Annotated in this window: 22 protein-coding genes; 11 read left to right on the top strand and 11 right to left on the bottom strand. The window is 73.7% G+C overall.

Annotated elements, in window-relative coordinates:
- Nucleotide 1: 1 nt before the first annotated feature.
- From UO65_RS05620 to UO65_RS05605, 4 genes are all read right to left on the bottom strand, one after another.
- Complete coding sequence (locus UO65_RS05620; RefSeq protein ID WP_035279413.1) at nucleotides 2-550, bottom strand: NuoB/complex I 20 kDa subunit family protein; 549 nt, start codon at nucleotides 548-550, stop codon at nucleotides 2-4.
- 17 nt (nucleotides 551-567) lie between these two features.
- Complete coding sequence (locus UO65_RS05615) at nucleotides 568-966, bottom strand: NADH-quinone oxidoreductase subunit A (protein WP_035279410.1); 399 nt, start codon at nucleotides 964-966, stop codon at nucleotides 568-570.
- A 1,245-nt stretch (nucleotides 967-2,211) separates the two neighbouring features.
- Complete coding sequence (locus UO65_RS05610) at nucleotides 2,212-2,691, bottom strand: DinB family protein (protein ID WP_035279610.1); 480 nt, start codon at nucleotides 2,689-2,691, stop codon at nucleotides 2,212-2,214.
- Between the two features lie 72 nt (nucleotides 2,692-2,763).
- The gene (locus UO65_RS05605; protein ID WP_052020775.1) at nucleotides 2,764-4,065 is read right to left on the bottom strand and encodes a geranylgeranyl reductase family protein; all 1,302 of its coding nucleotides are present in this window, start codon (nucleotides 4,063-4,065) and stop codon (nucleotides 2,764-2,766) included.
- A 144-nt stretch (nucleotides 4,066-4,209) separates the two neighbouring features.
- On the opposite strand from UO65_RS05605, the gene UO65_RS05600 reads away from it, so the two are divergent.
- Nucleotides 4,210-4,917, top strand: coding sequence for a DUF4328 domain-containing protein (locus UO65_RS05600; RefSeq protein ID WP_052020774.1), 708 nt, complete (start codon nucleotides 4,210-4,212; stop codon nucleotides 4,915-4,917).
- On the opposite strand, the gene UO65_RS05595 is transcribed toward UO65_RS05600, so the two are convergent.
- Nucleotides 4,907-5,593, bottom strand: coding sequence for a demethylmenaquinone methyltransferase (locus UO65_RS05595; protein ID WP_035279407.1), 687 nt, complete (start codon nucleotides 5,591-5,593; stop codon nucleotides 4,907-4,909). The genes UO65_RS05600 and UO65_RS05595 overlap by 11 nt on opposite strands.
- Nucleotides 5,594-5,617: 24 nt before the next feature.
- Nucleotides 5,618-6,727 (bottom strand): glycosyltransferase family 4 protein, encoded by a 1,110-nt coding sequence (locus tag UO65_RS05590; RefSeq protein ID WP_035279406.1) that lies wholly within the window; start codon nucleotides 6,725-6,727, stop codon nucleotides 5,618-5,620.
- Nucleotides 6,728-6,882: 155 nt separating this feature from the next.
- Here UO65_RS05590 and UO65_RS05585 point away from each other — a divergent pair, with 155 nt between their 5' ends.
- The 3 genes from UO65_RS05585 to UO65_RS05575 all read left to right on the top strand — a co-directional run bounded on the left by UO65_RS05585 (nucleotide 6,883) and on the right by UO65_RS05575 (nucleotide 9,602).
- A complete protein-coding gene (locus UO65_RS05585) occupies nucleotides 6,883-7,701 on the top strand; it encodes an inositol monophosphatase family protein (protein WP_035279405.1) in 819 nt (272 codons plus the stop codon).
- Nucleotides 7,702-7,770: 69 nt separating this feature from the next.
- The gene (locus tag UO65_RS05580; RefSeq protein ID WP_035279404.1) at nucleotides 7,771-8,532 is read left to right on the top strand and encodes an alpha/beta fold hydrolase; all 762 of its coding nucleotides are present in this window, start codon (nucleotides 7,771-7,773) and stop codon (nucleotides 8,530-8,532) included.
- Between the two features lie 68 nt (nucleotides 8,533-8,600).
- The gene (locus UO65_RS05575) at nucleotides 8,601-9,602 is read left to right on the top strand and encodes a mechanosensitive ion channel family protein (RefSeq protein ID WP_084175339.1); all 1,002 of its coding nucleotides are present in this window, start codon (nucleotides 8,601-8,603) and stop codon (nucleotides 9,600-9,602) included.
- A gap of 14 nt (nucleotides 9,603-9,616) precedes the next feature.
- Here the strand turns inward: UO65_RS05575 and UO65_RS05570 are convergent, their stop codons facing one another.
- Nucleotides 9,617-10,084, bottom strand: a complete 468-nt coding sequence (locus UO65_RS05570; RefSeq protein ID WP_052020772.1) for a DUF3592 domain-containing protein — start codon at nucleotides 10,082-10,084, stop codon at nucleotides 9,617-9,619.
- 92 nt (nucleotides 10,085-10,176) lie between these two features.
- On the opposite strand from UO65_RS05570, the gene UO65_RS05565 reads away from it, so the two are divergent.
- Both UO65_RS05565 and UO65_RS05560 read left to right on the top strand, forming a co-directional pair.
- Nucleotides 10,177-11,514: a hypothetical protein gene (locus UO65_RS05565; protein WP_035279402.1), complete on the top strand. Its 1,338-nt coding sequence runs from the start codon at nucleotides 10,177-10,179 to the stop codon at nucleotides 11,512-11,514.
- Nucleotides 11,511-12,368, top strand: coding sequence for a hypothetical protein (locus UO65_RS05560; protein WP_035279401.1), 858 nt, complete (start codon nucleotides 11,511-11,513; stop codon nucleotides 12,366-12,368). Before UO65_RS05565 ends, UO65_RS05560 begins: the two co-directional genes overlap by 4 nt.
- Before the next feature lie 92 nt (nucleotides 12,369-12,460).
- On the opposite strand, the gene UO65_RS05555 is transcribed toward UO65_RS05560, so the two are convergent.
- Entirely contained in the window at nucleotides 12,461-13,336 is an 876-nt protein-coding gene (locus UO65_RS05555; RefSeq protein WP_035279600.1) for a 1,4-dihydroxy-2-naphthoate polyprenyltransferase, read from the bottom strand.
- A 135-nt stretch (nucleotides 13,337-13,471) separates the two neighbouring features.
- On the opposite strand from UO65_RS05555, the gene UO65_RS36585 reads away from it, so the two are divergent.
- Entirely contained in the window at nucleotides 13,472-13,621 is a 150-nt protein-coding gene (locus UO65_RS36585) for a hypothetical protein (RefSeq protein WP_161784431.1), read from the top strand.
- Between the two features lie 185 nt (nucleotides 13,622-13,806).
- On the opposite strand, the gene UO65_RS05550 is transcribed toward UO65_RS36585, so the two are convergent.
- Nucleotides 13,807-14,898, bottom strand: a complete 1,092-nt coding sequence (locus tag UO65_RS05550; protein WP_035279400.1) for an FAD-dependent monooxygenase — start codon at nucleotides 14,896-14,898, stop codon at nucleotides 13,807-13,809.
- Between the two features lie 80 nt (nucleotides 14,899-14,978).
- Here UO65_RS05550 and UO65_RS05545 point away from each other — a divergent pair, with 80 nt between their 5' ends.
- Nucleotides 14,979-15,905, top strand: coding sequence for a TetR/AcrR family transcriptional regulator C-terminal domain-containing protein (locus UO65_RS05545; RefSeq protein WP_052020770.1), 927 nt, complete (start codon nucleotides 14,979-14,981; stop codon nucleotides 15,903-15,905).
- Here UO65_RS05545 and menE read toward each other — a convergent pair.
- Entirely contained in the window at nucleotides 15,819-16,958 is a 1,140-nt protein-coding gene (gene menE / locus UO65_RS05540) for an o-succinylbenzoate--CoA ligase (protein ID WP_052020769.1), read from the bottom strand. The two genes, UO65_RS05545 and menE, sit on opposite strands and share 87 nt — an antisense overlap.
- Nucleotides 16,959-17,038: 80 nt before the next feature.
- Between menE and UO65_RS05535 the strand changes: the two genes are divergently transcribed.
- Both UO65_RS05535 and UO65_RS05530 read left to right on the top strand, forming a co-directional pair.
- Nucleotides 17,039-17,434, top strand: coding sequence for a VOC family protein (locus tag UO65_RS05535; protein ID WP_035279399.1), 396 nt, complete (start codon nucleotides 17,039-17,041; stop codon nucleotides 17,432-17,434).
- A 3-nt stretch (nucleotides 17,435-17,437) separates the two neighbouring features.
- On the top strand, nucleotides 17,438-18,337 hold the full coding sequence (locus tag UO65_RS05530; protein WP_152551992.1) for an arylamine N-acetyltransferase family protein: 900 nt from the start codon (nucleotides 17,438-17,440) through the stop codon (nucleotides 18,335-18,337).
- A 10-nt stretch (nucleotides 18,338-18,347) separates the two neighbouring features.
- On the opposite strand, the gene UO65_RS05525 is transcribed toward UO65_RS05530, so the two are convergent.
- Nucleotides 18,348-19,259, bottom strand: a complete 912-nt coding sequence (locus UO65_RS05525) for a 1,4-dihydroxy-2-naphthoyl-CoA synthase (RefSeq protein WP_035279398.1) — start codon at nucleotides 19,257-19,259, stop codon at nucleotides 18,348-18,350.
- Between the two features lie 72 nt (nucleotides 19,260-19,331).
- On the opposite strand from UO65_RS05525, the gene UO65_RS05520 reads away from it, so the two are divergent.
- A complete protein-coding gene (locus UO65_RS05520) occupies nucleotides 19,332-20,633 on the top strand; it encodes a hypothetical protein (protein ID WP_035279395.1) in 1,302 nt (433 codons plus the stop codon).
- Nucleotides 20,634-21,038: the final 405 nt, after the last annotated feature.

Genomic DNA, 21,038 nt, shown 5'->3' with positions numbered 1-21,038 from the left:
CTCACTTCTTCGCGTACTTCACGGTGGACGCGATGAGCTCGGTGCGGGCGCCGCTCTGGGCGCGGATCGCGGCCCGGGCGGCGTTGATCGGCTCGTCGCCGATCTTGGCGTGCAGCTTCAGGATCGCGTCGATCAGCATCTCCGGCCGCGGCGGGCAGCCGGGCAGGTACATGTCGACCGGGACGATGTGGTCGACGCCCTGCACCACGGCGTAGTTGTTGAACATGCCGCCGGAGGAGGCGCACACGCCCATGGCCAGCACCCAGCGCGGCTCGGCCATCTGGTCGTAGATCTGGCGCAGGACCGGGGCCATCTTGTTGGTCACCCGGCCCGCGACGATCATCAGGTCGGCCTGGCGCGGCGAGGCGCGGAAGGCCTCCATGCCGAACCGGGCGATGTCGTAGCGGGGTCCGCCGGTCGTCATCATCTCGATCGCGCAGCAGGCCAGCCCGAAGGTGGCGGGCCACAGCGAGTTCTTGCGGCCCCAGTTCACCAGCTTCTCCAAGCTGGCCAGCATGATGCCGTTGGGGAGCTTTTCCTCGAGTCCCATGACCTCAGTGCCTCCCGTCAGTTCCAGTCGAGGCCGCCGCGCCGCCACACGTAGGCGTAGGCGAAGCCGACCGTCGCGATGAACAAGAAGATCTCGACCAGTCCGAACAGACCGAGGACGTCCGCCGACACCGCGAACGGGTAGAGGAACACCATCTCGATGTCGAACAGGATGAACAGCATGGCCGTCAGGTAGTAGGCGACCGGCACGCGGCCACCGCCCACCACCGGCTGCGGCGATGGCTCGATGCCGCACTCGTAGGCCTGGAACTTCGCCCGGTTGTAGCGGCTGGGCCCGACCAGGGGTCCCAGGAGCGCGGAGAACACCGCGAACGCCGCGGCCAGCGCGAACATCACCACCAGGGGGAGGTAGATCCCCAGGTCCGACGACACGTCCGAAGATTGGGCTACGAGCATGGGCACTCCGTCGTCCTTTCCCGCTTCCTCCGGCCCGAACCCTATGGGGCATCGGTCACACCACCCGTTGTTAGGCAGCCCTAACCCATACCATGCGATCGGGTGATGATTGTGAAAACATTCACAAGCTGGCGCAGCCTGGTGTGAACGGGTTCACAAGCATCGGGGCCAGTGTAGGACGCGGCTCACAACGCGAAACCCTGGGTCCCGGACAACTCTGCGTGACCATTCTCATGGCCGTGACCTGGGCGGACTCACCAGTACGGGTGTATTGCTTCCCCCTCCCCCGAGTTGTCCACAGGCAAGATCGGCCCAGGTTGCCCACAGACCAAGATCGACATCCACCCGACCGGGCACCGCCTCGGTGGAATGGCACCGGGAGTCGCAATCCGAGGCGAACGGCCGATCAGCGCTCCACCCATGAAACGCGGAATCCGGTCTCGACATCAAGGACGCGGCGATATGCCTGTGGTGCGGACCGCGCCGCGCCACCTATTGGAGCGGTAATTCGCAGATTGCCCGATCGGCGGTTCCATGTCACAAGTTGAATCGGGAATTGTCGCACCACGACGTGCGCCATGCGCTGCGGCTTGTCGGAGTACACTCCACCAGGAAGGCAAAAATTCAATGAAGCAGATTTGCCCGAGTTGCAACGGCACGGGGTGGGTGACCGTGCAGCGCGCCGCGAGCACGGGCGGGCGCGGCGGAACAGTGGACGAGAAGATCACGTGCCCGCAGTGCGACGGGTCGCAGTGGGTGGACGCATGACGAACCAGTGAGGCGGCACAGATGAACGGCGGCTACGGGGACGACGAGACAGGCGACGACGTGGAGGTCCCGTCGGAGACCCACACGGTGTGCGTGCTGTGTGGCGGCGGGGGCCTGATCGCGGACCCCAAGCTCGCCATCATCGGTGGTGTACCTCGCACGGTGGACAATGGACGCCCGTGCCCACACTGTCAGACCGTGGGACACTTTCCCGGAATCGTCCCCCCCGTGTGAGCGGGTCAGGCCACGGCGTTCGTGAACGGCAGCAAGCCCCCGGCCATGCGGTCGGGGGCTTGCTGCCGTTCACGGGTTTTTCTGTCGTCACAAAGCGCCCGGAAGGCGGACGATTGAGAAAAAACCGGGTTGACGGTCTTGCACGAACGGGCGACGTGTTGCTTGGTGGTGTCTCTTGGTGGTCTCTTTCCGGAGTTCGGAGGGTGGTCGCGCGAGGGAGCCCAGAACTGCGGGTGGGTGAACTCAGTCGGCGAGGACCTGTTCGCGGAGGATGTCGGCGTGGCCGCAGTGGTGGGCCAGTTCCCGCAGGACTTGCAGGTACACCCAGCGGAGCGTGCGCGGTCCGGTCCGGTGGCCGGTCACCACGGTGTCCAGCGGCAGGTCCGCGACCGCGGTCCTGGCCGTGGCGCAGGCTTCCCGGTGGGCCGCGGTGACCGAGGCGACGGTGTCGCCGTCGGCGAGGCGGAAGGACTCGTCCGGGTTTCCCACCAGGCCGAGTTCCCGGCGGGGCGTGCCGCCCACGCACTCCTCGAACCACACCCGCTGCATCCACGTGACGTGCTTGAGCAGCCCGAGCAGCGTCGTCGCCGACGGGACGAGTGCGCGGCGGGCCTGTTCCTCCGTGAGGGAGTCCAGCGTCGCCTCGACGGCGGCGCGGTACTCCTCGACGAACGCGTCCAGTTGGGTGCGTTCATCATCCAGCGGCACGTCGAACGCACCCATCGAGTCCTCCATCACGCCACAGCAGCCCCGGGCTTCGGTTGCGGGGCAACAGGTCGGCGACTCAGCGCCCGGTCAGACGGTGGGGGCCATCCTGGTGGCGGCGACGATGACCTTGTCGAAGGCGTCGCCGTCCTTGGGGTCGTAGAGGCCCGCCAGGAGCTTGAGCACGAGCTTCATCAGCGTCTGGCGGGGGAGGCCGTACTTGGTGGCGAGGGCCATGACCTTCGGGTTGCCGATGAGCTTGGAGAAGATGTTGCCCAAGCGGTAGTAGCTGCCGAGTGCCTGCTGGAGGGCGACCGGGTAGCCGTGCAGGGCCTTCTCCCTGGCCGGGCCCTCGGCGCGGGCCAGGGCCTGGATGACGCACTCGGCGGCGATCCTGGCTGACTCCATGGCGTAGCCGATGCCCTCGCCGTTGAAGGGGTTGACCATGCCGCCCGCGTCGCCGACCAGGAGCAGGCCGTCGCGGTAGTGGGGGGTGCGGTTGAAGCCCATGGGGAGGGCCGCGCCGCCGATCTTGCCGGTGGCGTTGTGCTCGCGGAAGCCCCACTCCTCGGGGGTTCCGTCCAGCCAGGACGTGAGCAGCTTGCGGTAGTCGGTGCTGCCGAACGCCTTCGACGTTGACAGGATGCCCAGGCCGACGTTGACGGTGCCGTCGCCCATGCCGAAGATCCAGCCGTAGCCGGGGAGCAGGACCGGGTTGGCCGGGTCGGACCGGTCCCACAGCTCCAGGTGCGACTCCAGGTAGTCGTCCTTGCTGCGGGGGCTGGCGTAGTAGCGGCGGACCGCGACGCCCATGGGGCGGGATTCGATCTTGTCCAGGCCGACCGAGAGGGCCAGGCGGGCGGAGACGCCGTCGCAGGCCAGGACCAGGGGCGCGCGGTAGGTGACCGGGGTCTTGTCCGGGCCCGCCTTGGCGGTCACGCCGACGACGCGGCCGGTGCGGTCGTCGGTGACGGCGCCGGTGACCGTGGTCTGCTCCAGGAGGCGGGCGCCCGCGCGCTGGGCGGTGCGGGCCAGCATCTCGTCGAAGTCCTGGCGGGGGCGGACGACGCCGTACGGGGGGAAGGTGGCCAGGTCCGGCCAGTCCAGTTCCAGGGTGACCCCGCCGCCGACCACGCGCAGGCCGCGGTTGTGCAGCCAGCCCGCCTCTTCCCTGGTGTCGACGCCGAGGTCGATGAGCTGCTTGACGCCGCGGGGGGTGAGCCCGTCGCCGCAGACCTTCTCGCGGGGGAAGGTGCTCTTCTCGAGCAGCAGGACGTCCAGGCCCGCGCGGGCGAGGTAGGTGGCCGCGGTCGAACCTGCGGGGCCCGCGCCCACGACGATCACCTCGGCGTCCTCGCCAGCCTTGCGCCTGCTGATCGAAGAAGTCGTCATGCCGCCCAGTCTAGGGCGTGCCGGGAGCGGCCCGTCCGCGCAGCGCCCGCGTGGGACACCGGCGCCGGGGTCTGGTGAAACGGGTGTACGGCGGGTCACGATGTTCCCCGGGTCGACCACGGCCCGCCAGGAGACGCACCCTCGATGACCGAGATGACCGGTGTGGCGCGGACGGACGACCACGCGCCCGCCGCACCGCCGGACGACGTGCCGATCGTGCGGCCCGCGCACACCGCCCGCTGCACCGCGTCCGGGTTGATCGCGGTCACCGCGCTGGTCGCCTGCTCGGCGGCCTGGCAGGCGTGGGGTTCCTACGCGCTGGTGCGCGACCCGGCGGCGGAGGCGGCGCAGCTCGTGGCCGCCAACGGGCGGGCGGTGACGCTGGCCTGGGTGTGGCTGGTCGGGTCGGTGGCGTCCACGGCGGCCTTCGCGACCTGGCTGCGGCGGGCCCGGGCGAACTCGGCGCGGATCTGCGCGGCGCCGCACCGGTTGGGGCCGGGGTGGGTGGTGGGGGCCTGGTTCGTGCCGGGGCTGAACCTGTGGCTGCCCGCGGTGGTGGTGTCCGACGTGTGGCGGGCGAGCAACCCGGACGTGCCGCCGCGCGGGGCCGACCTGCGGGCGGTGCCGACCGGGTGGGTCGTCGGGCTGTGGTGGGGCGCGTCCCTGCTGTCCCTGCTGGCCGAGGCGGTCGGGGTGGTGCTGGCGGGCGGGCACGCGGTGGCCGCGTTCGGGGCCGTGTACGCCGCCGCCGCGGTGGGCGCGGGGCTGACGGTCGTGGCCGCGGCGGCGGTGCTCTACCTGATGCGGCGGGTGGACCGGTGGCAGACCGGGCGGGAGGCGGTCACGGCTTGACCGCGCGGTGCAGGGCGACCACGCCGAAGGTGAGGTTGCGCCACTCGACCTCGGTCCAGCCCGCCTTGGCCACCAGTTCGGCGACCGAGCGCTGGTCGTGCCAGTCGCGCATGGACTCCGCCAGGTAGGCGTAGGCCTCGCCGTTGGAGGAGAACGGGCGGGTGATCAGCGGCAGCGCCCGCAGCACCGTGTTGTGGTAGAGCCAGCGCAGGGTGCGCAGCGGCGGCTGGGACACCTCGCACACCACCAGCCGCCCGCCCGGCCGCACGACGCGGCGCATCTCGGCGAGGGCCTCCACCGTGGGGACCATGTTGCGCAGTCCGAAGGTGACGGTGACCGCGTCGAACGCCTCGTCGGCGAACGGGAGGTGGAAGGCGTCCGCGGCGACCCTGGGCACGCCCCGGCCCGCGCCGCCGGAGAGCATCGGCAGCGAGAAGTCGGCGGCGACGCACCAGGCGCCGGAGCGGGCGTACTCCACGGTGGACACCGCGGTGCCCGCGGCGAGGTCGAGGACCCGCTCCCCCGGGCGGGCGTCGAGGACGCGGCGGGTCTGCTCGCGCCAGCGGCGGTCGAACCCGAGTGTCATGACCGTGTTGGTGCGGTCGTAGCCTTGGGCGACACCGTCGAACATCTCGGCGATGTCGTGCGGGTCCTTGTCCAAACCGGCGCGCGCCATGTGCGGCAGCGTACGAGAAACGCCTCAGGCGGCCACCGCACGGGTGTCGTCGAGCACCGCCCGGTAGTGGCCCAGCAACTCCTCGCACACCCCCGGCCAGCCCCGGTCGCGGACCGCGGCGCGGCCCGCGGCGCCCATCCGGCGGCGGGTCAGCGGGTCGGCCAGCCGGTCGACGGCGCCGCGCAGGTCGAACTCCGCCGGGTCGAGCAGCAGCCCGGTGCGGCCGGGGCGGACCAGGTCGCGCGGGCCGCCCGCGTCCGGGGCGATCACCGGCAGCCCGGAGGCCATCGCCTCCTGCACGGCCTGGCAGAAGGTCTCGTGCGGGCCGGTGTGCACGAACACGTCGAGGCTGGCGTAGGCCTCGGCCAGCGCGGTGCCGTCGCGGAAGCCGAGGAACGCGGCACCGGGCAGCAGGGCGCGCAGCGACTCCTCGGCGGGCCCCTCGCCGACGACGACCACCCGGACCCCGGGTACCCCGTGCAGGGCGGCGAGCCGGTGGACCTGCTTCTCCGGGGCGAGCCTGCCGACGTAGCCGACGAGCAGTTCCCCGTTCGGCGCCAGCTCCGCGCGCAGCGCCCGGCTGGCGCGGTCCGGGCGGAACCGGTCGGTGTCGACGCCGCGGCCCCAGCGGTGCACGCGGGGCACGCCGTGCGCGGTGAGGTCGTCGACCGCGGCGGTCGACGGGGCCAGGGTCCGGTCCGCGCCCGCGTGCAGCCTGCGAATCCAGCGCCAGGCCGCCCGGGAGCCGCGGCTGAGGCCGTAGGCGGCGGCGAACCCGGCGACGTCGGTCTGGTACACCGCGACCGTCGGCACCCCGAGCCGGTTGGCCGCCCACAGCCCGCCCGCGCCGAGCACGAACGGTGACGCCAGGTGCACCACGTCCGGGTCGAACGCGGCCAGTTCGGTGAGCACCCGGCGGGTGGGCACCCCGATCGGCAGCGATGTGATCAGCGGTACACCGACCGCCGGGACCCGGGTGACCTCGGCGTGCCGGTATCGGTCCTGGCCGGGCCCGGGGGCCACGACGAGCGCCGGGTGGCCCCGGCGCTGCAGGTGCTCCACCACCCGCAGCACGGAATTCGCGACCCCGTTGACCTGCGGCAGGAAGCTCTCGGTGACGATGGCGACGCGCACGGGTCCGACCGTCGCAGCCGGGATCGACCTGGGCGTGGCAGTCGGGCGAACGGCCGCCGAACAGCCGGTGCCCCGCGCGACCTTGGCCCGACCATCGTCGTTTGGTCACCTGGGGGTCGTGAACCGGACACCAGAGGTGGTCACCCTAGGTCGGCATGACCCTCATGTCACCGCGTCCGCGCGGCCAGGTGGACCCCGGGCTGCTCTCCAGGGCCCTGGAGACCGCGGGCAGGCTCGCCAACGACGCCACCGACGTGATCACCGCGACGGCGGGCCGGGACGCGGTCCTGGACACCCCGGAGTCGCCGTTCGACTGGGTCACCGACACCGACCACACCCTGGAGCGGCACACCCGGCGGGTGCTGACCGCGGAGTTCCCCGGTATCCCGGTGGTCAGCTCCGCCTTCGGCGCCGAGGCCGGGTCCCGCTACCGCTGGGTGGTCGACCCGCTCGACGGCACCGCCAACTACGCCGCGGGCATCCCCTGGTGCGCCTACAGCCTGGCCCTGGTCGACGCGGACGGCCCGGTGGTCGGGGTGGTCGCCGACCCGTTCCGCGGCCGCATCTACGCCGCGGCCAGGGCGCGCGGGGCGCGGGTGAACGGGGTGCGGATCGCGCTGCGGGACCGCACCTCGGTGGCGGGGGCGATCGTGTGCACGGAACTGGTGTCGGGTGGGCCGTGGCCGGGGCTGGCCGGGTTCATCGAGCGGGCGGGGGCGGCCGCGGCGCGGGTGCGGGTGCTCGGCTCGTCGGCGCTGGCGGTCGCCCAGGTGGCGCTGGGGCACGCGGCGGCGGCGGTGCTGCACGGCTGCCGGGAGCACGAGGTGGCCGCCGCGGTGGCGCTGGCCTCGGAGTCGGGGGCGGTGGTGCTGGACCGGTCGGGGCGCGACGCGGTGCGGTTGCCCGCGGACGGGCTGCTGGTGGCGGCGCCGGGGGTGGCCGAGCAGGCGCTGGGCTGGTGGCGCGGCGGCTGAGGAACTGGCGATCGGAACTGGCGATCGGGACTGGTGGGATTGTCGGTGGGGTGCGGGAGGCTGGGCGCCATGGCGAAGGTGCGTTCGGCGGACGGTGTCGGGGTCGAGTTCGACGTGGTGGGGTCGGGGCCGCCGGTGGTGCTGGTCGGCGGGGCGTTCATGGACGCCGGGTCGACCGCGGGGTTGGCGGCCGGGCTGGCCGGGGAGTTCAGCGCGGTCAGCTACCACCGGCGCGGGCGCGGCGGCAGCGGGGACGCGCCGGGGTACGCCGTGGAACGGGAGTTCGAGGACCTCGCCGCGGTGGTCGGGGCCGTCGGCGGGAGCGCGCGGCTCTACGGGATGTCCTCGGGCGGGGTGCTGGTGCTCAAGGCCGTGGCGGCGGGGGTGCCCGCGGAGCGGGTCGCGGTGTACGAGCCGCCGTTCGGCGCCGGGTCGCCGACCTACGCCGAGGAGCAGGAGGCCCGGATCGCCGCGGGCGACCGGGAGGGCGCGGTGGTGGCGTTCCTGGAGGTGACCGGGATGCCCGCGGAGGCGGTCGACGCCGTGCGCCGCGGCCCGGCCTGGGGCCACCTGGTGGGCATGGCGCACACGCTGCCCTACGACGGGCGGGTCGTCGGTGACGGTTCGGTGCCGGACCTGTCCGCGGTCGCCGTCCCCGCCCTGGTCTGCCACGGCGGTGCCAGCCCGGAGGCCCTGGTGCGCGGCGCCCGGGCCGCCGCGGCGGCGCTGCCGGACGTCACCGTCGCCGTGCTGCCGGAGCAGACCCACCAGGTCGAGGAGGGCGTGCTGGCCCCGGTGCTGCTCGACTTCTACCGTGGGCTGACCCCCTGACGCGTGGTCCGCGTGTACGCCCCCGAACCCCGGGTAGGCCCCTGGTCCGTGACGGAAAGGGGAAGGCTGTGACGTCGACATCGACCGTGGCCGCCGTGGACTTCGGGAGCGGCCTGTCCCAGGCGTGGCAGGTGGTGGTCACCTCCGCGCCCAGGCTGCTCGGGTTCCTGCTCGTCCTGGTGATCGGATGGTTCGTGGCGAGGCTCCTGGCCAAGGCGGTCAACGCCGTCCTGGAGCGGGTCGGGTTCGACCGGGTCGTCGAGCGCGGCGGGGTCAAGACCGCGCTGGCCAGGTCGGAGTACGACGCCTCGGACGTCATCGCCAAGCTCGTCCGCTACGCGGTCCTGCTGATCACCCTGCAGCTCGCCTTCGGCGTGTGGGGCAGCAACCCGGTCTCGCAGCTCCTCGGCGATATCGTGGCGTGGCTGCCCAGGGCCGCCGTGGCGATCGTCATCGTCGTGGTGGCCGCGGCCATCGCCAAGGCCGCCAAGGACTTCATCACCAATGCGATGGGCGGGCTGTCCTACGGCAAGGTCGTGGCCACCGCCGCCTCGGTGTTCGTCGTCGGGCTCGGGGTGATCGCCGCGCTGAACCAGGTCGGCGTCGCCACCACCGTCACCACCCCCGTCCTCATCACCGTCCTGGCCACCATCGGCGGCATCGCGGTCATCGGCGTCGGCGGTGGTCTGATCAAGCCGATGCAGCAGCGCTGGACCCGGTGGCTCGACCGGGCCGAGCAGGAGATCCCCCGGATGCGCGAGCAGGTGGAGGCCAACACCGCCCGCAGGCAGGCCGAGCAGCAGCGCGCCGCCTACTACCAGCAGGGGTTCGCCCACGCGGCCCACGGCGCCCACCCGGCCCAGGCGGTCCCCGCGGGTCCGCCCCGGCAGAGCCAGTACCCGCCGGAGCAGCCGTACGGCCAGGGCCAGTTCACCCAGGACTGGCCTGCGCAGCCCGGGTACCACCAGGGCACCATCCCCCAGCAGCCCACGGGCGGGCGGCAGGTGCCGCAGCAGTACGCACCCCAGCACTTCCCCACCCCGGACGACCACCGGCCGAACCGGTACTGATCAGCGCGGGACCGTCACACGCGGATGCGGCGCGGCAGCAGCGGGCGGATGTGCAGCGGGCCCCGGCTGCGCAACCACCAGACCAGCCCGCCGACGACCAGCCACCCGACCAGCAGGGTGGTGCTCACCGGCAGCACGGTCAGCGTCGCGCCGCGACCGGCGACCCGCACCAGGTCCGGGTTGCCCTGGTCGTACTCCACCCGCACGACCTGCCCCTCCTCCAGCGCCTCGGGGTAGAGCACGCCCCCCGACGGGGTGTGCTCGGCGCCGTCGGGGGTCTGGAAGCGGACCAGGGTGCGGCCGAAGGCCACGCTGACCACGTCGGCGTTGGCCCGGCCGGTGTCGGACTCGATCGCCGAGTCCTCGGTGAAGGCGCCGATGACCAGGAGCAGGCCGAGGACGGTCAGCAGCCCGGCGACACCGATCGCCACGATCGCGGTCGTGCGGCGGACCGGCTGGGAGCGATCGGGCTCGGCTGTCACACGACGAGCGTAGCGGGATGACCGGCGGTGACCGTCCCGTGCGCTATGGGTGGTTTGCGCCGGTCCGGGGGTGCACTGCCTATGCTCCTTCGGTGGCGAAGGGTGAGAGCGCGCGGCGGGACACGACCCTGGTCGTCCTAGTGGTGCTCCTGCTGTTCAGCACGCCGTTCGTCATCGCGGGCATCAGGTTCCTGGCCACCCACGGCGGTGAGCCCCCGGTCTCCGCCCCGACGACCACCACGACCACCGCCGCGGACGCGCCGATCCCCTGGACCGCCGAGGAGGCCGTGCGGGCGCTGGCGGACGACCACGTCGCCCGGCTCCCCGGCGCCCCCGCCGTCGTCGACGAGGGCCGGGTGCGCCCGGAGCTGGAGCGGGCGGGCTGGAAGCTGCTGCTGCTGCCGTTCTCCGGCACCGACAGCCGCGACCGCCACCGCGACGAGCTCCGCAGGTTGCGGGACGAGCACGGCGGGGACCGGCTGGTCGTGGTGAGCGGCCTGCGGGTGGAGGTGGGGCGCAGCCACCGGTTGATCGGACCGGAGAACATGGCCGAGGTCGCGGCCGTCCTCGGCACCGCGGACCTGACCGAGTTCGTGCTGACCGCCCTGACCGAGGACCGCCCGCACACCGAGCCCGCCGCCCCGGTGCCCGCCGAGGCCGCGCAGGTCGAGCGGGTCGCCGCCGACCTCGCCGCCCGCTCGGTGCACACCGGCCCCGGCGTGCCCGCCGCCGAGAAGGACGAGCGGTGGTCGCGGGCCGGGCCGGACCTGGCGGTGCGGATCGCCGTGCTGCCCGCGGGTCCGGCCACCGACCTCGTCCACCGCCTGGGCGCCCGCTTCCCGCGCGACCTGGTGGTCGTCGTCCGCGGGCGCTGGGTGGACATGGCGGGCCCGGAACCCGACGTCGCCCGCACCGCCCGCGACGCCTACTACGGGCAGAACTTCTTCCGGCTCGCCGAGTGGGGCCCGGACCCGCTGCGACTGGGGTCGCTGCTGGTCGAGGAAGTCGGCGGGACCAGGGCGGCCCGGGCTGCCGCCCTGGTCGCCCCGTCGGCCGACGCGGGCCCGCCGGCCTGGGCAGCGGCGGTGGCGCCGTGGGCGTTCGCCGGTGCGGCGGTGCTGCTGGTCGGGGTGCCGGTCGCGCTGCGCCACCGCCCGTCCCGGCTGCGGCGGGAGCGGGCGGTGGCCGAGCGGGTCGCCCGGAACCGGCTCGCCGCCGAGGTCACCGCCCTGGCCGGCGAGATCGCCCGGCTCGACGGCCTGGCCCGCGACGGCCGGGCCGCCGACCTGGTCACCAGCGCCACCGAGCGGTACGGCGCGGCCAGGGACCTGCTCGCGGCGGACGGCGACCTGCCGACCGCGCGGGGGGCGGCGCGGACCGCGCGGGACCAGCTCACCGAGGCCGCGGGGCTGCTGGGGGTGGCGCCGTGAGCGCGCGGGCGGGGTGGGTGGTGCCGCGCCGCTGGCTGGTCGCGCTGGGCGTGGCCGCGGTGGTGTTCCTGAGCTGGGCGGACCTGCTGCTGCTGTTCTCACCGGCGCGGTCGGCGGTGGCGGCGCTGGACCGGGACGCGGTGTGGGTCGAGCCGGGGGTGGCGGGCGTCGACGCGGACGGGGTCCGGCGGGCGTTCGGGGAGCGCCCGCTGACCATGGTGGTCGTCGCCGCCGGGTCACCGCTCGCCGCGGACGAGTCCGAGAGCTGCGCGGCCGTCACCGACGCCATCGACGGCATCGTGAACGTCCTGGTCGTCGACGGCCGGTTCGAGCACGGCTGCGAGAGCGACGACCTGCCGCTCACCACCGACCGCTTCGGCTGGGACTTCGCCAACTGGACCGCCTACGACAACACCACCCAGTTCCTCCGCCACGACCACCGGGCCATGGCCGAGCAGCTCGCCGCGATGTACGACAACGACCTCGCCCGCGGCAAGCTGCTGCGCGAGGTCCGCGCGTTCCACTCCCCGGCGTACCGCCACCTGCTCCCCGTCGCCCTGGTCGGCGCCGTCGTGGTGGGCGTGCACGGCGGGTCCGGGCTGCTGGAGCGCGGCCTCGCCCGCCTCGACGACCGGCGGCGCGAGCGCGCGGCGTGGCGGGAGCGCCGGGCGGACCTGGGGGCCGAACTGGCCCTGGTCGCCGCGCGGATGGTCCACCTCCCCCCGACCCCGGAACTCGGCGACCTGTCCCGCGACTACCTCCGCGCCCTGGCCGACTGGGAGACCGCCCGCCCCGGCACCTCCCTGTCCGAGGTGGAGGCCCGCGTGCGCGGGCTCCACGAACGGGTGCGCTGACCGGTGCACGCGCGGCTGTGGGTGCCGGGGGCGTTCGTCGTGCCTGCGCCGGCCTCCCGGGCGGGAGCGGGGGGCGCGGGCGGGCTTGACGGCTACCGGGCGAGGGCGAGGACGGCGGTGGTGACGGCCGCCCAGAGCAGCATCGCCAACCCGGTCTGCTTCAACACGGGGATCAGGTTGAGCCCGGTCTCCTTGCCCAGCACCAGCTTCAACCCAGGGACCACCAGCACAACCGCCACGACCCCCACCAACGCCCACGGCGTCCACAACACCAGCGCCACGCTCACCAGGAACGGCAGCACCACCAGGGCGGCGTAGAGGACCCGGGTCCGCTCCTCCCCGAGCCGCACCGCCAGCGTGTTCTTCCCCGCCACCCGGTCGGTCGGCACGTCCCGCAGGTTGTTCGCCACCAGCACGGCCGCGGAGAACCCCCCCATCGCCACCGCCCCGCCGACCCCGACCCAACTGACCCGCCCGGTCTGCACGTACTCGGTCCCCAACACCGCGAACACCCCGAAGAACAGGAAGACCGCGACCTCCCCCCACCCGGAGTACCCGTACGGCTTGTCCCCCCCGGTGTAGAACCAGGCACCCGCGATGCTCACGGCCCCCAACAGCAGCAGCCACCAGTACCCCGACAGCGCCACGAGCACCAACCCCGCCACCGCCCCGATCCCGAAGCAGGCGAACGCCGCCCCCTTCACCGACCCCGGCGTGGCCACCCCCGACCCCACCAACCGCAACGGCCCCACCCGATCGGCATCGGTCCCCCGAACCCCGTCGGAGTAGTCGTTGGCGTAGTTCACCCCCACCTGCAACGACAACGACACCACCAACGCCAACACCGCCCGCCCCCACGAAAACCCACCCCCGGCGACGGCGGCCCCCGCCCCCACCAACACCGGCGCCACGGAGTTCGGCAACGTCCGCACCCGCGCGCCTTCGATCCACTCCGCCACAGTCGCCATGCCACCATCTTCACCGATGGCGACGACGACCCCGACCACGGGTGGCCACCGTTGCGCCCATCCGACGCTCCACGGGATTCCCCGCCCGCCACACCGCCGCGCGGACCGTGGGGGGCGCTCGGTTCGATGAGTGTGGTGGCGGTTGGCACGCCGGTCCCGGCGAAGCGGCAGGAGCGGGCCAGGGCGAAGTGCCTGGAGCGGATGGTCACCGAGCCGCACGACTGGGGCGTGGAACTGCTGATGATCGAAGCCCGCACCGCCCAGCTTCCATCACACTACGTGTGAGCACGCCGACAGGGCACACTCGAGCACGTTGGCGAGGGCTGAGGGTCGATACCGGTCGCGTGGTGTGGCGGATCGAGACATTGGGTTCGACCGCGCGGTCATGGGCGACGAGGACGTGCTCGGCGGCCGTGCCGTAGTGCAGCGGGGCGGTCGGCGAGGGTGGCCACGGCGAGGTCCACGTGTTCCTAGTACGCCTTGAGGTCGATGGCGTCCACCGCTTTGCGCACGGCCTCCGGGGGCGGCGGGGCGCCCTGGTGCTCGGTGGCGAGGGCCTGGTTGAGCCGCACGTACTCGCGCATCGCCGACTCGTACCCGGCGAGGCCACCCCCGTGGGCCAGTTCGCCCGCCAGCACGTACGCGCCGACCAGGGCCAGGCTGGTGCCCTGCCCGGACAGCGGGGACGGGCAGTGCGCGGCGTCCCCGAGCAGGCCGACCCGGCCGCGCGACCAGGTGTCGAGGTGGACCTGGCTCATGGTGTCGCAGTAGAAGTCCGGCGCGGTCCGCATGGCCTCGACCAGGGTGGGGGTTTCCCAGCCGCCGCCCGCGAAGGCCTCGGCGACCAGGGTGCGCTGGGCGTCGGGGTCGCGGGGCAGGTCGGTGCAGTGCCAGCCCATGACCACTCGGGCCTCGGCGTTGGCGCGGGCGCTGTAGACGCCGACCATGCCCGCGTCGCTGCTGTGGAAGACCTGCCAGCGGTCGAGGCCGAAGGTGTTGGGGGTGCTGAACACGGCCAGCGCCACGCCGAGGTGGTGCGGGGGGACCTCGCCGAAGGCCAGGGAGCGGACCCGGGAGTGCAGGCCGTCGGCGCCGATGACCAGGTCGAAGCGGCGGGGGGCGGAGTGCTCGAAGTGGACCAGCACGCCGTGATCGTCCTGGTCGAGGGCGGTGGCGGTGTCGCCGTAGAGGTACTCGGCGGGGGCGGCGCGGACCAGGATCTCGGACAGGTCGTCGCGGAGGATCTCGATGTCGGGGCCGTCGACCGGGCCGCCGGTGAAGGTCTCGCCCTCGGTGCGGGACAGTTCGGCGCCCTCGGCGTCCACGTAGGACGTGCCGAGGGTGCCGGTGCGGGCGGCGCGGACCTCGGCGAGCACGCCCATGCGGTCGAGCACCTCGATGGCGGGGCCGCGGACGTCGATGGCCTGCCCGCCCGGCCGCGGTGCCGGGGCGCGTTCGACGACGGTCGGGGCGAAGCCGTGGTGGCGCAGCCAGTGGGCGAGGGCGGGACCGGCCACACCGGCGCCGGACACCAGAACCGTGTGTACGTCGTATGCTGTCACAGCGAGCAAAGTATACAGCATTTCAGCAGGTCACAACTAGTACAGTTGCCACTGCTGTACTAGTACAGGGAGGGTGGGACATGGACGCGCCGTACCTGGTCATCGCCGCGGAGATCCGGCGGCGGGTGGCCGACGGGGAGCTGCGGCCGGGTGACCGCGTGCCCTCCACCAGGGAGATCACCCGGGAGTGGGGGGTGGCCCTGGCGACCGCGACCAAGGCCCTGGCCGCGCTGCGGCGCGAGGGCGTGGTCGAGGCGCTGCCGCGGATCGGCACGGTGGTCGCGGCCGGGGTGCCGGTGCGCAGGCGCGAACCGGAGCTGTCGCGGGGCCGGATCGTCGAGGTGGCCGTGGAACTGGCCGACGCCGAGGGGCTGGCGGCGCTGTCCATGCGCGGGATCGCCGCCCGGCTCGGCGTGGCGACGATGGCGCCGTACCGGCACGTCGCGGGCAAGGACGAGCTGGTGCTGCTGATGATCGACCACGCCCTGGGCACCGTGCCGCTGCCCGACACCGCGCCCCCGGACTGGCGGACGGGGCTGGAGGTCGCCGCGCGGGCGCAGTGGGCGGTCTACCGGCGCCACCCCTGGCTGGCGCACGCCCTCTCGCTGACCCGGCCGCAACTGCTGCCGAACGCGGTGGCCCACTCGGAGTGGATGCTGCGCTCGCTCGACGGCCTGGGCCTGGCGCCCGCGGTGGCGTTCCAGGTGTACGTCACGGTGTTCAACCACGTGCGCGGCACCGCGGTGAACCTGGAGTGGGAGCGGGAGGCGGAGAGCGCGTCCGGGCTGACCGACGAGCAGTGGATGGACACCCAGTCGAGCGCGCTGCGGGCGGTGCTGGCCACCGGCCGCTTCCCGGCGTTCGCCCGCACGGTGGCGGGCGGGGTCGACCTGGAGCTGGACGAGCTGTTCGACTTCGGCCTACAGCGCCTCCTCGACGGCATCGGCGCCCACCTCGCCGAGCAGCGCGGCGACGGCGGCGCGGTCGACCTTCCCGGGCCCGCGTAGCGGCAGCCCGGCCACCACCCGCACCCGCTTCGGCGCGGCCACCGGCCCCAGCTCCGCGCGCACCGCGGCCACGAGCCCCCGCACGTCGACGGTCCCGGAGGCGACCACCGCGGCGGCCACCGACTGCCCCCACTCGGGGTCGGGCAGGCCGACGACGCAGGCCTCCAGCACCCCGGGGCACCCGGTCAGCACCCGCTCGACGGCGGCGGGCGGCACCTTCTCCCCACCGGTGTTGATCACGTCGTCGGCCCGGCCGAGGACGGTGAGCACCCGGCCGTCGAACGCGCCGAGGTCGTTGGTGCGGAACCAGCCGCCCGCGAAGGCGGGGTTGTCCGGGTCGAGGCGGTAGCCCGAGGCCAGGGTCGGCCCGGCAAGCTGGACCAGGCCGTCGGCGGTGCGCACGCGCACGCCGTCGAGGGGGACGCCGTCGTAGACGCAGCCGCCCGAGGTCTCGCTCATGCCGTAGGTGGTGCGGACGCGGACGCCCTCGGCGCGGGCGCGGTCGAGCAGGGCGGGCGGGGTGGCGGCACCGCCGACCAGCACCCCGTCGAAGGCGCGCAGCGCGGCCAGGGCGGCACCGCCCTCGGTGAGCAGCCGGGTGAGCTGGGTCGGCACCAGCGCGGTGTAGCGGGGGCCGTCGGCGGCGAGCACGTCCGCCGCCGACTCCACGAACACCCGACCGCGGAAGCTCCCCGGCGGCAGCACCGACAGCGGGGTCGCGGCCAGCAGCGAGCGCACCACGACCTGCACCCCGGCGATGTGGTGGGCGGGCATGGCCAGCAGCCAGGTCCCCGGCCCGCCCAGCCGGGCGTGCGTGGCCCCGGCGGAGGCGCGCAGCGCCGCGGCGGGCAGCAGCACCCCCTTGGGCGCACCGGTCGACCCGGACGTCCGCACGATCAGCGCGGTGCCCGGCTCCACCGGCAGGTCCGGCCGCATCGCCGCGGCCGACTCCCCCGCCGCAAGGGGCAACACAGCGGGCCCGGTGCCGTCCAACGCCGCCCGCAGCGGCCCGACCAGGGGGCCGGGACCACTGGCCAGTTCGACCACTCGCATGCGCCTCATCCTTCCAGCAGAACGGTCCCTGCCCCTACGCTGCGACGGACCCGCTCACCCGGTCGAGAGGACTCCACACCATGTCGCAGAAGGTCTCCACCTTCCTGATGTTCCAGGGGCAGGCGGAAGAGGCGCTGACCTTCTACGCGGACCTGTTCGCCGAGGCCGAGCTGCTGGCGCTGACCAAGTGGCCCGCGGGCGGGCCGGGCAAGGAGGGCACGGTGCAGCAGGCCGTGCTGCTCCTGGGCGGTCAGACCATCCTCGCCAACGACAGCACCGTCGAGCACGACTTCACCTTCACCCCTTCCACCTCCCTGTTCGTGCAGTGCGACTCCGAAGAGGAGATCGACCGCGTGTACGCCGCCCTGGCCGAGGGCGGCAGCGAGCTGATGCCCCTGGCCGACTACGGCTTCAGCCGCAGGTTCGGCTGGACCAACGACCGCTTCGGCGTGTCCTGGCAGCTCAACCTCGCCTGAGCCGTGCCGCAGCGCACCTGGCGCCGCCCCCTCGACGAGGGCCTGCGCGACGCGTACCTGACCCGGCTCGGCTTCCCGAGCCCGCCGCCACCCACCCTCGACACCCTGCGCGCCCTGCACCGCGCGCAGATCGAGGGCGTGCCGTACGAGGTCGTGTGGATCGCCCTGCGCGAACCGCGGACCGTCGAACCCCTCGACTCGATGGGCTACCTGGCCTCCGGTCGCGGCGGCTACTGCTACCACCTCAACGGCGCCCTGGCGGTGCTGCTGGACTGGCTCGGTTTCGACACCCACCTGCGCGTCGGCGGCGCGCAGGGCCGCAACGACCCGGTGGCCCCCGGCGCCACCGGGTCGCACATGGTCATCGAGGTGCACGGCCTGCCCGCCCCCGAGTGCGCGGGCGGCCGCTGGTTCGTCGACACCGGCCTCGGCGACGGGCTGCGCGACCCGCTGCCGCTGGTGCCCGGCGACCACCGGGCCGACCCGTTCCGGTTCCGGCTGCGCCCCTCGGACGTCGTCCCCGGCGGTTGGCGCTTCGACCACGACCCTCGCGGTGCGTTCGCCGGGATGGACTTCGCTCCCTCCGAGGCCAGTATCGCCGACTTCACCGACAAGCACCGCGAGTTGTCCACAGCCCCCGATTCGGGGTTCGTCCGCACCGTCACCCTGGCCCGCCGCGAGGGGCGGGTGATCCACGAACTGCGCGGCCTGGCGCTGCAGACGGTCGCCCCGGGCGGCGAGGACTCCTCGGTTCTCACCGCCCGCGCCGACTACTTCGCCGCCCTGGCCGACCTGTTCCGGCTACCACTGTCCGATGTGGACGAGAGCAGGCGCGGGGTGCTGTGGAACCGGCTGCGCGAGGACCACGAGCGCTACCTCCTCGCGCAAACCGGTTCCCAATAGCAGCCGGTTCTCAGTAGTAGTAGGGGAAGCGGGACCAGTCGGGGTCGCGCTTCTCCAGGAACGCGTCGCGGCCCTCCACGGCCTCGTCGGTCATGTAGGCGAGGCGGGTGGTCTCCCCCGCGAACACCTGCTGCCCGACTAGGCCGTCGTCGATGGCGTTGAAGGCGTACTTGAGCATCCGCTGCGCCGTGGGCGACTTGCCGTTGATCTCCCGCGCCCACTCCAGCGCGGTCGCCTCCAGCTCCGCGTGCGGCACCGCCTGGTTCACCGCGCCCATCGCCACCATGTCCTCGGCGGTGTAGGTGCGGCCGAGGAAGAAGATCTCCCTGGCGAACTTCTGCCCCACCTGCCGGGCCAGGTACGCCGAGCCGAACCCGCCGTCGAAGCTGCCCACGTCCGCGTCGGTCTGCTTGAACCGGGCGTGCTCGGCGCTGGCGAGGGTGAGGTCGCAGGTCACGTGCAGGCTGTGCCCGCCGCCCGCGGCCCACCCGGGGACCACGGCGATGACCACCTTGGGCATGAACCGGATCAGCCGCTGCACCTCCAGGATGTGCAGCCGCCCGGCGCGGGCCGGGTCGACCGTCTCCGAGGTGTCGCCGCTGGCGTACTGGTAGCCGGTGCGGCCGCGGATGCGCTGGTCGCCGCCGGAGCAGAACGCCCAGCCGCCGTCCTTGGCCGAGGGCCCGTTGCCGGTGAGCAGCACGCAGCCGACGTCGGAGCTCATCCGCGCGTGGTCCAGCGCCCGGTACAGCTCGTCGACGGTGTGCGGGCGGAAGGCGTTGCGCACCTCCGGCCGGTCGAACGCGATGCGCACCGCGCCGGTGCCCACCGCTCGGTGGTAGGTGATGTCGGTGAAGTCGAACCCGGCGACCTCGGTCCACTGCGCCGGGTCGAACAACTCGGAAACCTCGCGATCAGCCACGCGCCCGAGGATGCCCGACGCCCTGTGGACAGCCGTTCGCGGGGTTGCGGGTCGGCGTGTAAAGCTGGACCCGTGCACGACCTGGACTCCGCGCTGGACGTGATCCGCGCGCGGGACGACACCGCGGCGAAGCACGCACACGCGCTCTGGCACGTGATGCGGGCCACCGCCGCGCACCCGACCAAGGTCACCCGCTACGACGTGCAGCAGATGGTGTGGCGCACCCTGCCCGGCGCCCACCACAGCCCCGGCGGCGAGGGCGCCTTCGACGACCTGCACCAGACCTGCGAGTCCTTCGCCGAGCTGCTGTTCCTGCTCGGGCACGAGGAGTACGCCGGGCTGTGCCGCTCGGCGGTCACGCACGAGATCCTCGACGCCGCCGCCGACCGGCCGCGCTACCGGGAGCTGGTGGCCGCGGCGTGGGCGGCCTCGGGCGTGTGGCCGCCGGACACCCCCGTGCTGAGCTGGGCCGACGACGGCGGGCCGGTCGAGACCGCCCTGCACGCCGCCTGCGGCAGGCTGCTGGAGGAGGCCGTCGACCAGGGCACGCTGCCCGCCGACGGCAGCGGCGAACCGATGCGGGTCGGCCTGGTGATGCGCCTGCTGACCAGCCCGGAGTCCGAGGGCGAGGAGTCCTGGTTCGCCCGGCTGCTCGACGAGCGACTCGACGCCTGGTTCACCCGCCGCGGCAGCCAGACCCGCCGCGAGATGCTGGTGCGGCTGCGGCCGGAGGTCCGCCGGGCCCCGGAGACCACCGAGGAGCGGCTGCCCGCCCTGACCGTCCTGCTGGAGTCCTGCCGGGGCGCGGGGGCGAGGCTGACCGGCAGCGGCTACCTGCCCACGGCCCTGGTGGCGACGCTGGTGGAGGTCATGCCCGCCTGCCGGGGCGGTGCGGGCACCGGCCGCAGCGAGTCGCAGTGGCCCCCGGTGGCCCTGCTGCGCGAACTGGCCGAGCGGATGGACCTGCTCACCCGCGAGGGCGGCAGGCTCCGCCTCACCGACCAGGGCGCCGCCCTCATCGGCGACGCCGACTCACTGCTGATGACCGTCGGCGAACGGCTGGTGACGAGGGAGCGGACGGCACTGGGCGCGGTCCAGGAGGTCGTGTTCGCGGCCCTGCTGCTCGAGGAGCGCATGGCACCGGCCAGGGTGTTCGAGAAGATCGCGTTCGTCCTGGCCGAGGAGGGCTGGTCGGGCGAACCGGGCCCCGCCAACGCCACCGAACTGGGCGAGCGCTTCCTGCGCAGGCTGTGGGTCCTCGAAGCGGTGGACGCCGACCCGACCGGCCGCCGAGTGGCCCTGACCGACGCGGGCCGGGCCCTGGCCCGCTGGTCCCTGCGGGCCAGGGTGCTGTTCCCGGCCCGAGCGGAATGAGGCGGCCGTGCCGAACCCGCCCACCCGCATGACCACCCCGCGAGCCACCCCCGCGAACCCGACCACCACACCGGCAGGCCCGTGGGCCGACGAGGTGGCCCCGGCCGCAGGTGCGGGCGCCACGACGACCGGCCTGCGGGCCGCCGAAGCCAACCGAGCCGCCACCGCGATGACCGGGCCACCGGCCGCGAACACGCGCCCCACCACCGCCCCGACAGGCCGCACACAGGCCGCGAACACGCGCCCGACAGCCCTGGCAAGCCGCACACGGGCCGCGAACGCACGTCCGGCCGCCGTTCCGGCGGGTCGCGGCTGCCCGCCGCCGGGTGACGCGGTGATCGACCCAGCGCCGCGGTGGGTGGCGGGTGGGCGGGTACCGCGAGCCCGGGTGCCGAGAGGCGATGA

Source organism: Actinokineospora spheciospongiae, assembly GCF_000564855.1.
GTDB lineage: Bacteria > Actinomycetota > Actinomycetes > Mycobacteriales > Pseudonocardiaceae > Actinokineospora > Actinokineospora spheciospongiae.
Note: the sequence above shows the minus strand (reverse complement) of the source record. Positions and strands in the feature narration are given on the sequence as shown.

What these genes read in the sequence shown, in the direction of transcription:
- menE (WP_052020769.1), bottom strand. Translation starts at nt 16,958, where the DNA reads ATGCGAGTGGTCGAACTGGCCAGTGGTCCCGGCCCCCTGGTCGGGCCG.
- UO65_RS05615 (WP_035279410.1), bottom strand. Translation starts at nt 966, where the DNA reads ATGCTCGTAGCCCAATCTTCGGACGTGTCGTCGGACCTGGGGATCTAC.
- UO65_RS05580 (WP_035279404.1), top strand. Translation starts at nt 7,771, where the DNA reads ATGGCGAAGGTGCGTTCGGCGGACGGTGTCGGGGTCGAGTTCGACGTG.
- UO65_RS05595 (WP_035279407.1), bottom strand. Translation starts at nt 5,593, where the DNA reads ATGGCGCGCGCCGGTTTGGACAAGGACCCGCACGACATCGCCGAGATG.
- UO65_RS05535 (WP_035279399.1), top strand. Translation starts at nt 17,039, where the DNA reads ATGTCGCAGAAGGTCTCCACCTTCCTGATGTTCCAGGGGCAGGCGGAA.
- UO65_RS05620 (WP_035279413.1), bottom strand. Translation starts at nt 550, where the DNA reads ATGGGACTCGAGGAAAAGCTCCCCAACGGCATCATGCTGGCCAGCTTG.
- UO65_RS05545 (WP_052020770.1), top strand. Translation starts at nt 14,979, where the DNA reads ATGGACGCGCCGTACCTGGTCATCGCCGCGGAGATCCGGCGGCGGGTG.
- UO65_RS05600 (WP_052020774.1), top strand. Translation starts at nt 4,210, where the DNA reads ATGACCGAGATGACCGGTGTGGCGCGGACGGACGACCACGCGCCCGCC.
- UO65_RS05605 (WP_052020775.1), bottom strand. Translation starts at nt 4,065, where the DNA reads ATGACGACTTCTTCGATCAGCAGGCGCAAGGCTGGCGAGGACGCCGAG.
- UO65_RS05555 (WP_035279600.1), bottom strand. Translation starts at nt 13,336, where the DNA reads ATGGCGACTGTGGCGGAGTGGATCGAAGGCGCGCGGGTGCGGACGTTG.
- UO65_RS05610 (WP_035279610.1), bottom strand. Translation starts at nt 2,691, where the DNA reads ATGGGTGCGTTCGACGTGCCGCTGGATGATGAACGCACCCAACTGGAC.
- UO65_RS05585 (WP_035279405.1), top strand. Translation starts at nt 6,883, where the DNA reads ATGACCCTCATGTCACCGCGTCCGCGCGGCCAGGTGGACCCCGGGCTG.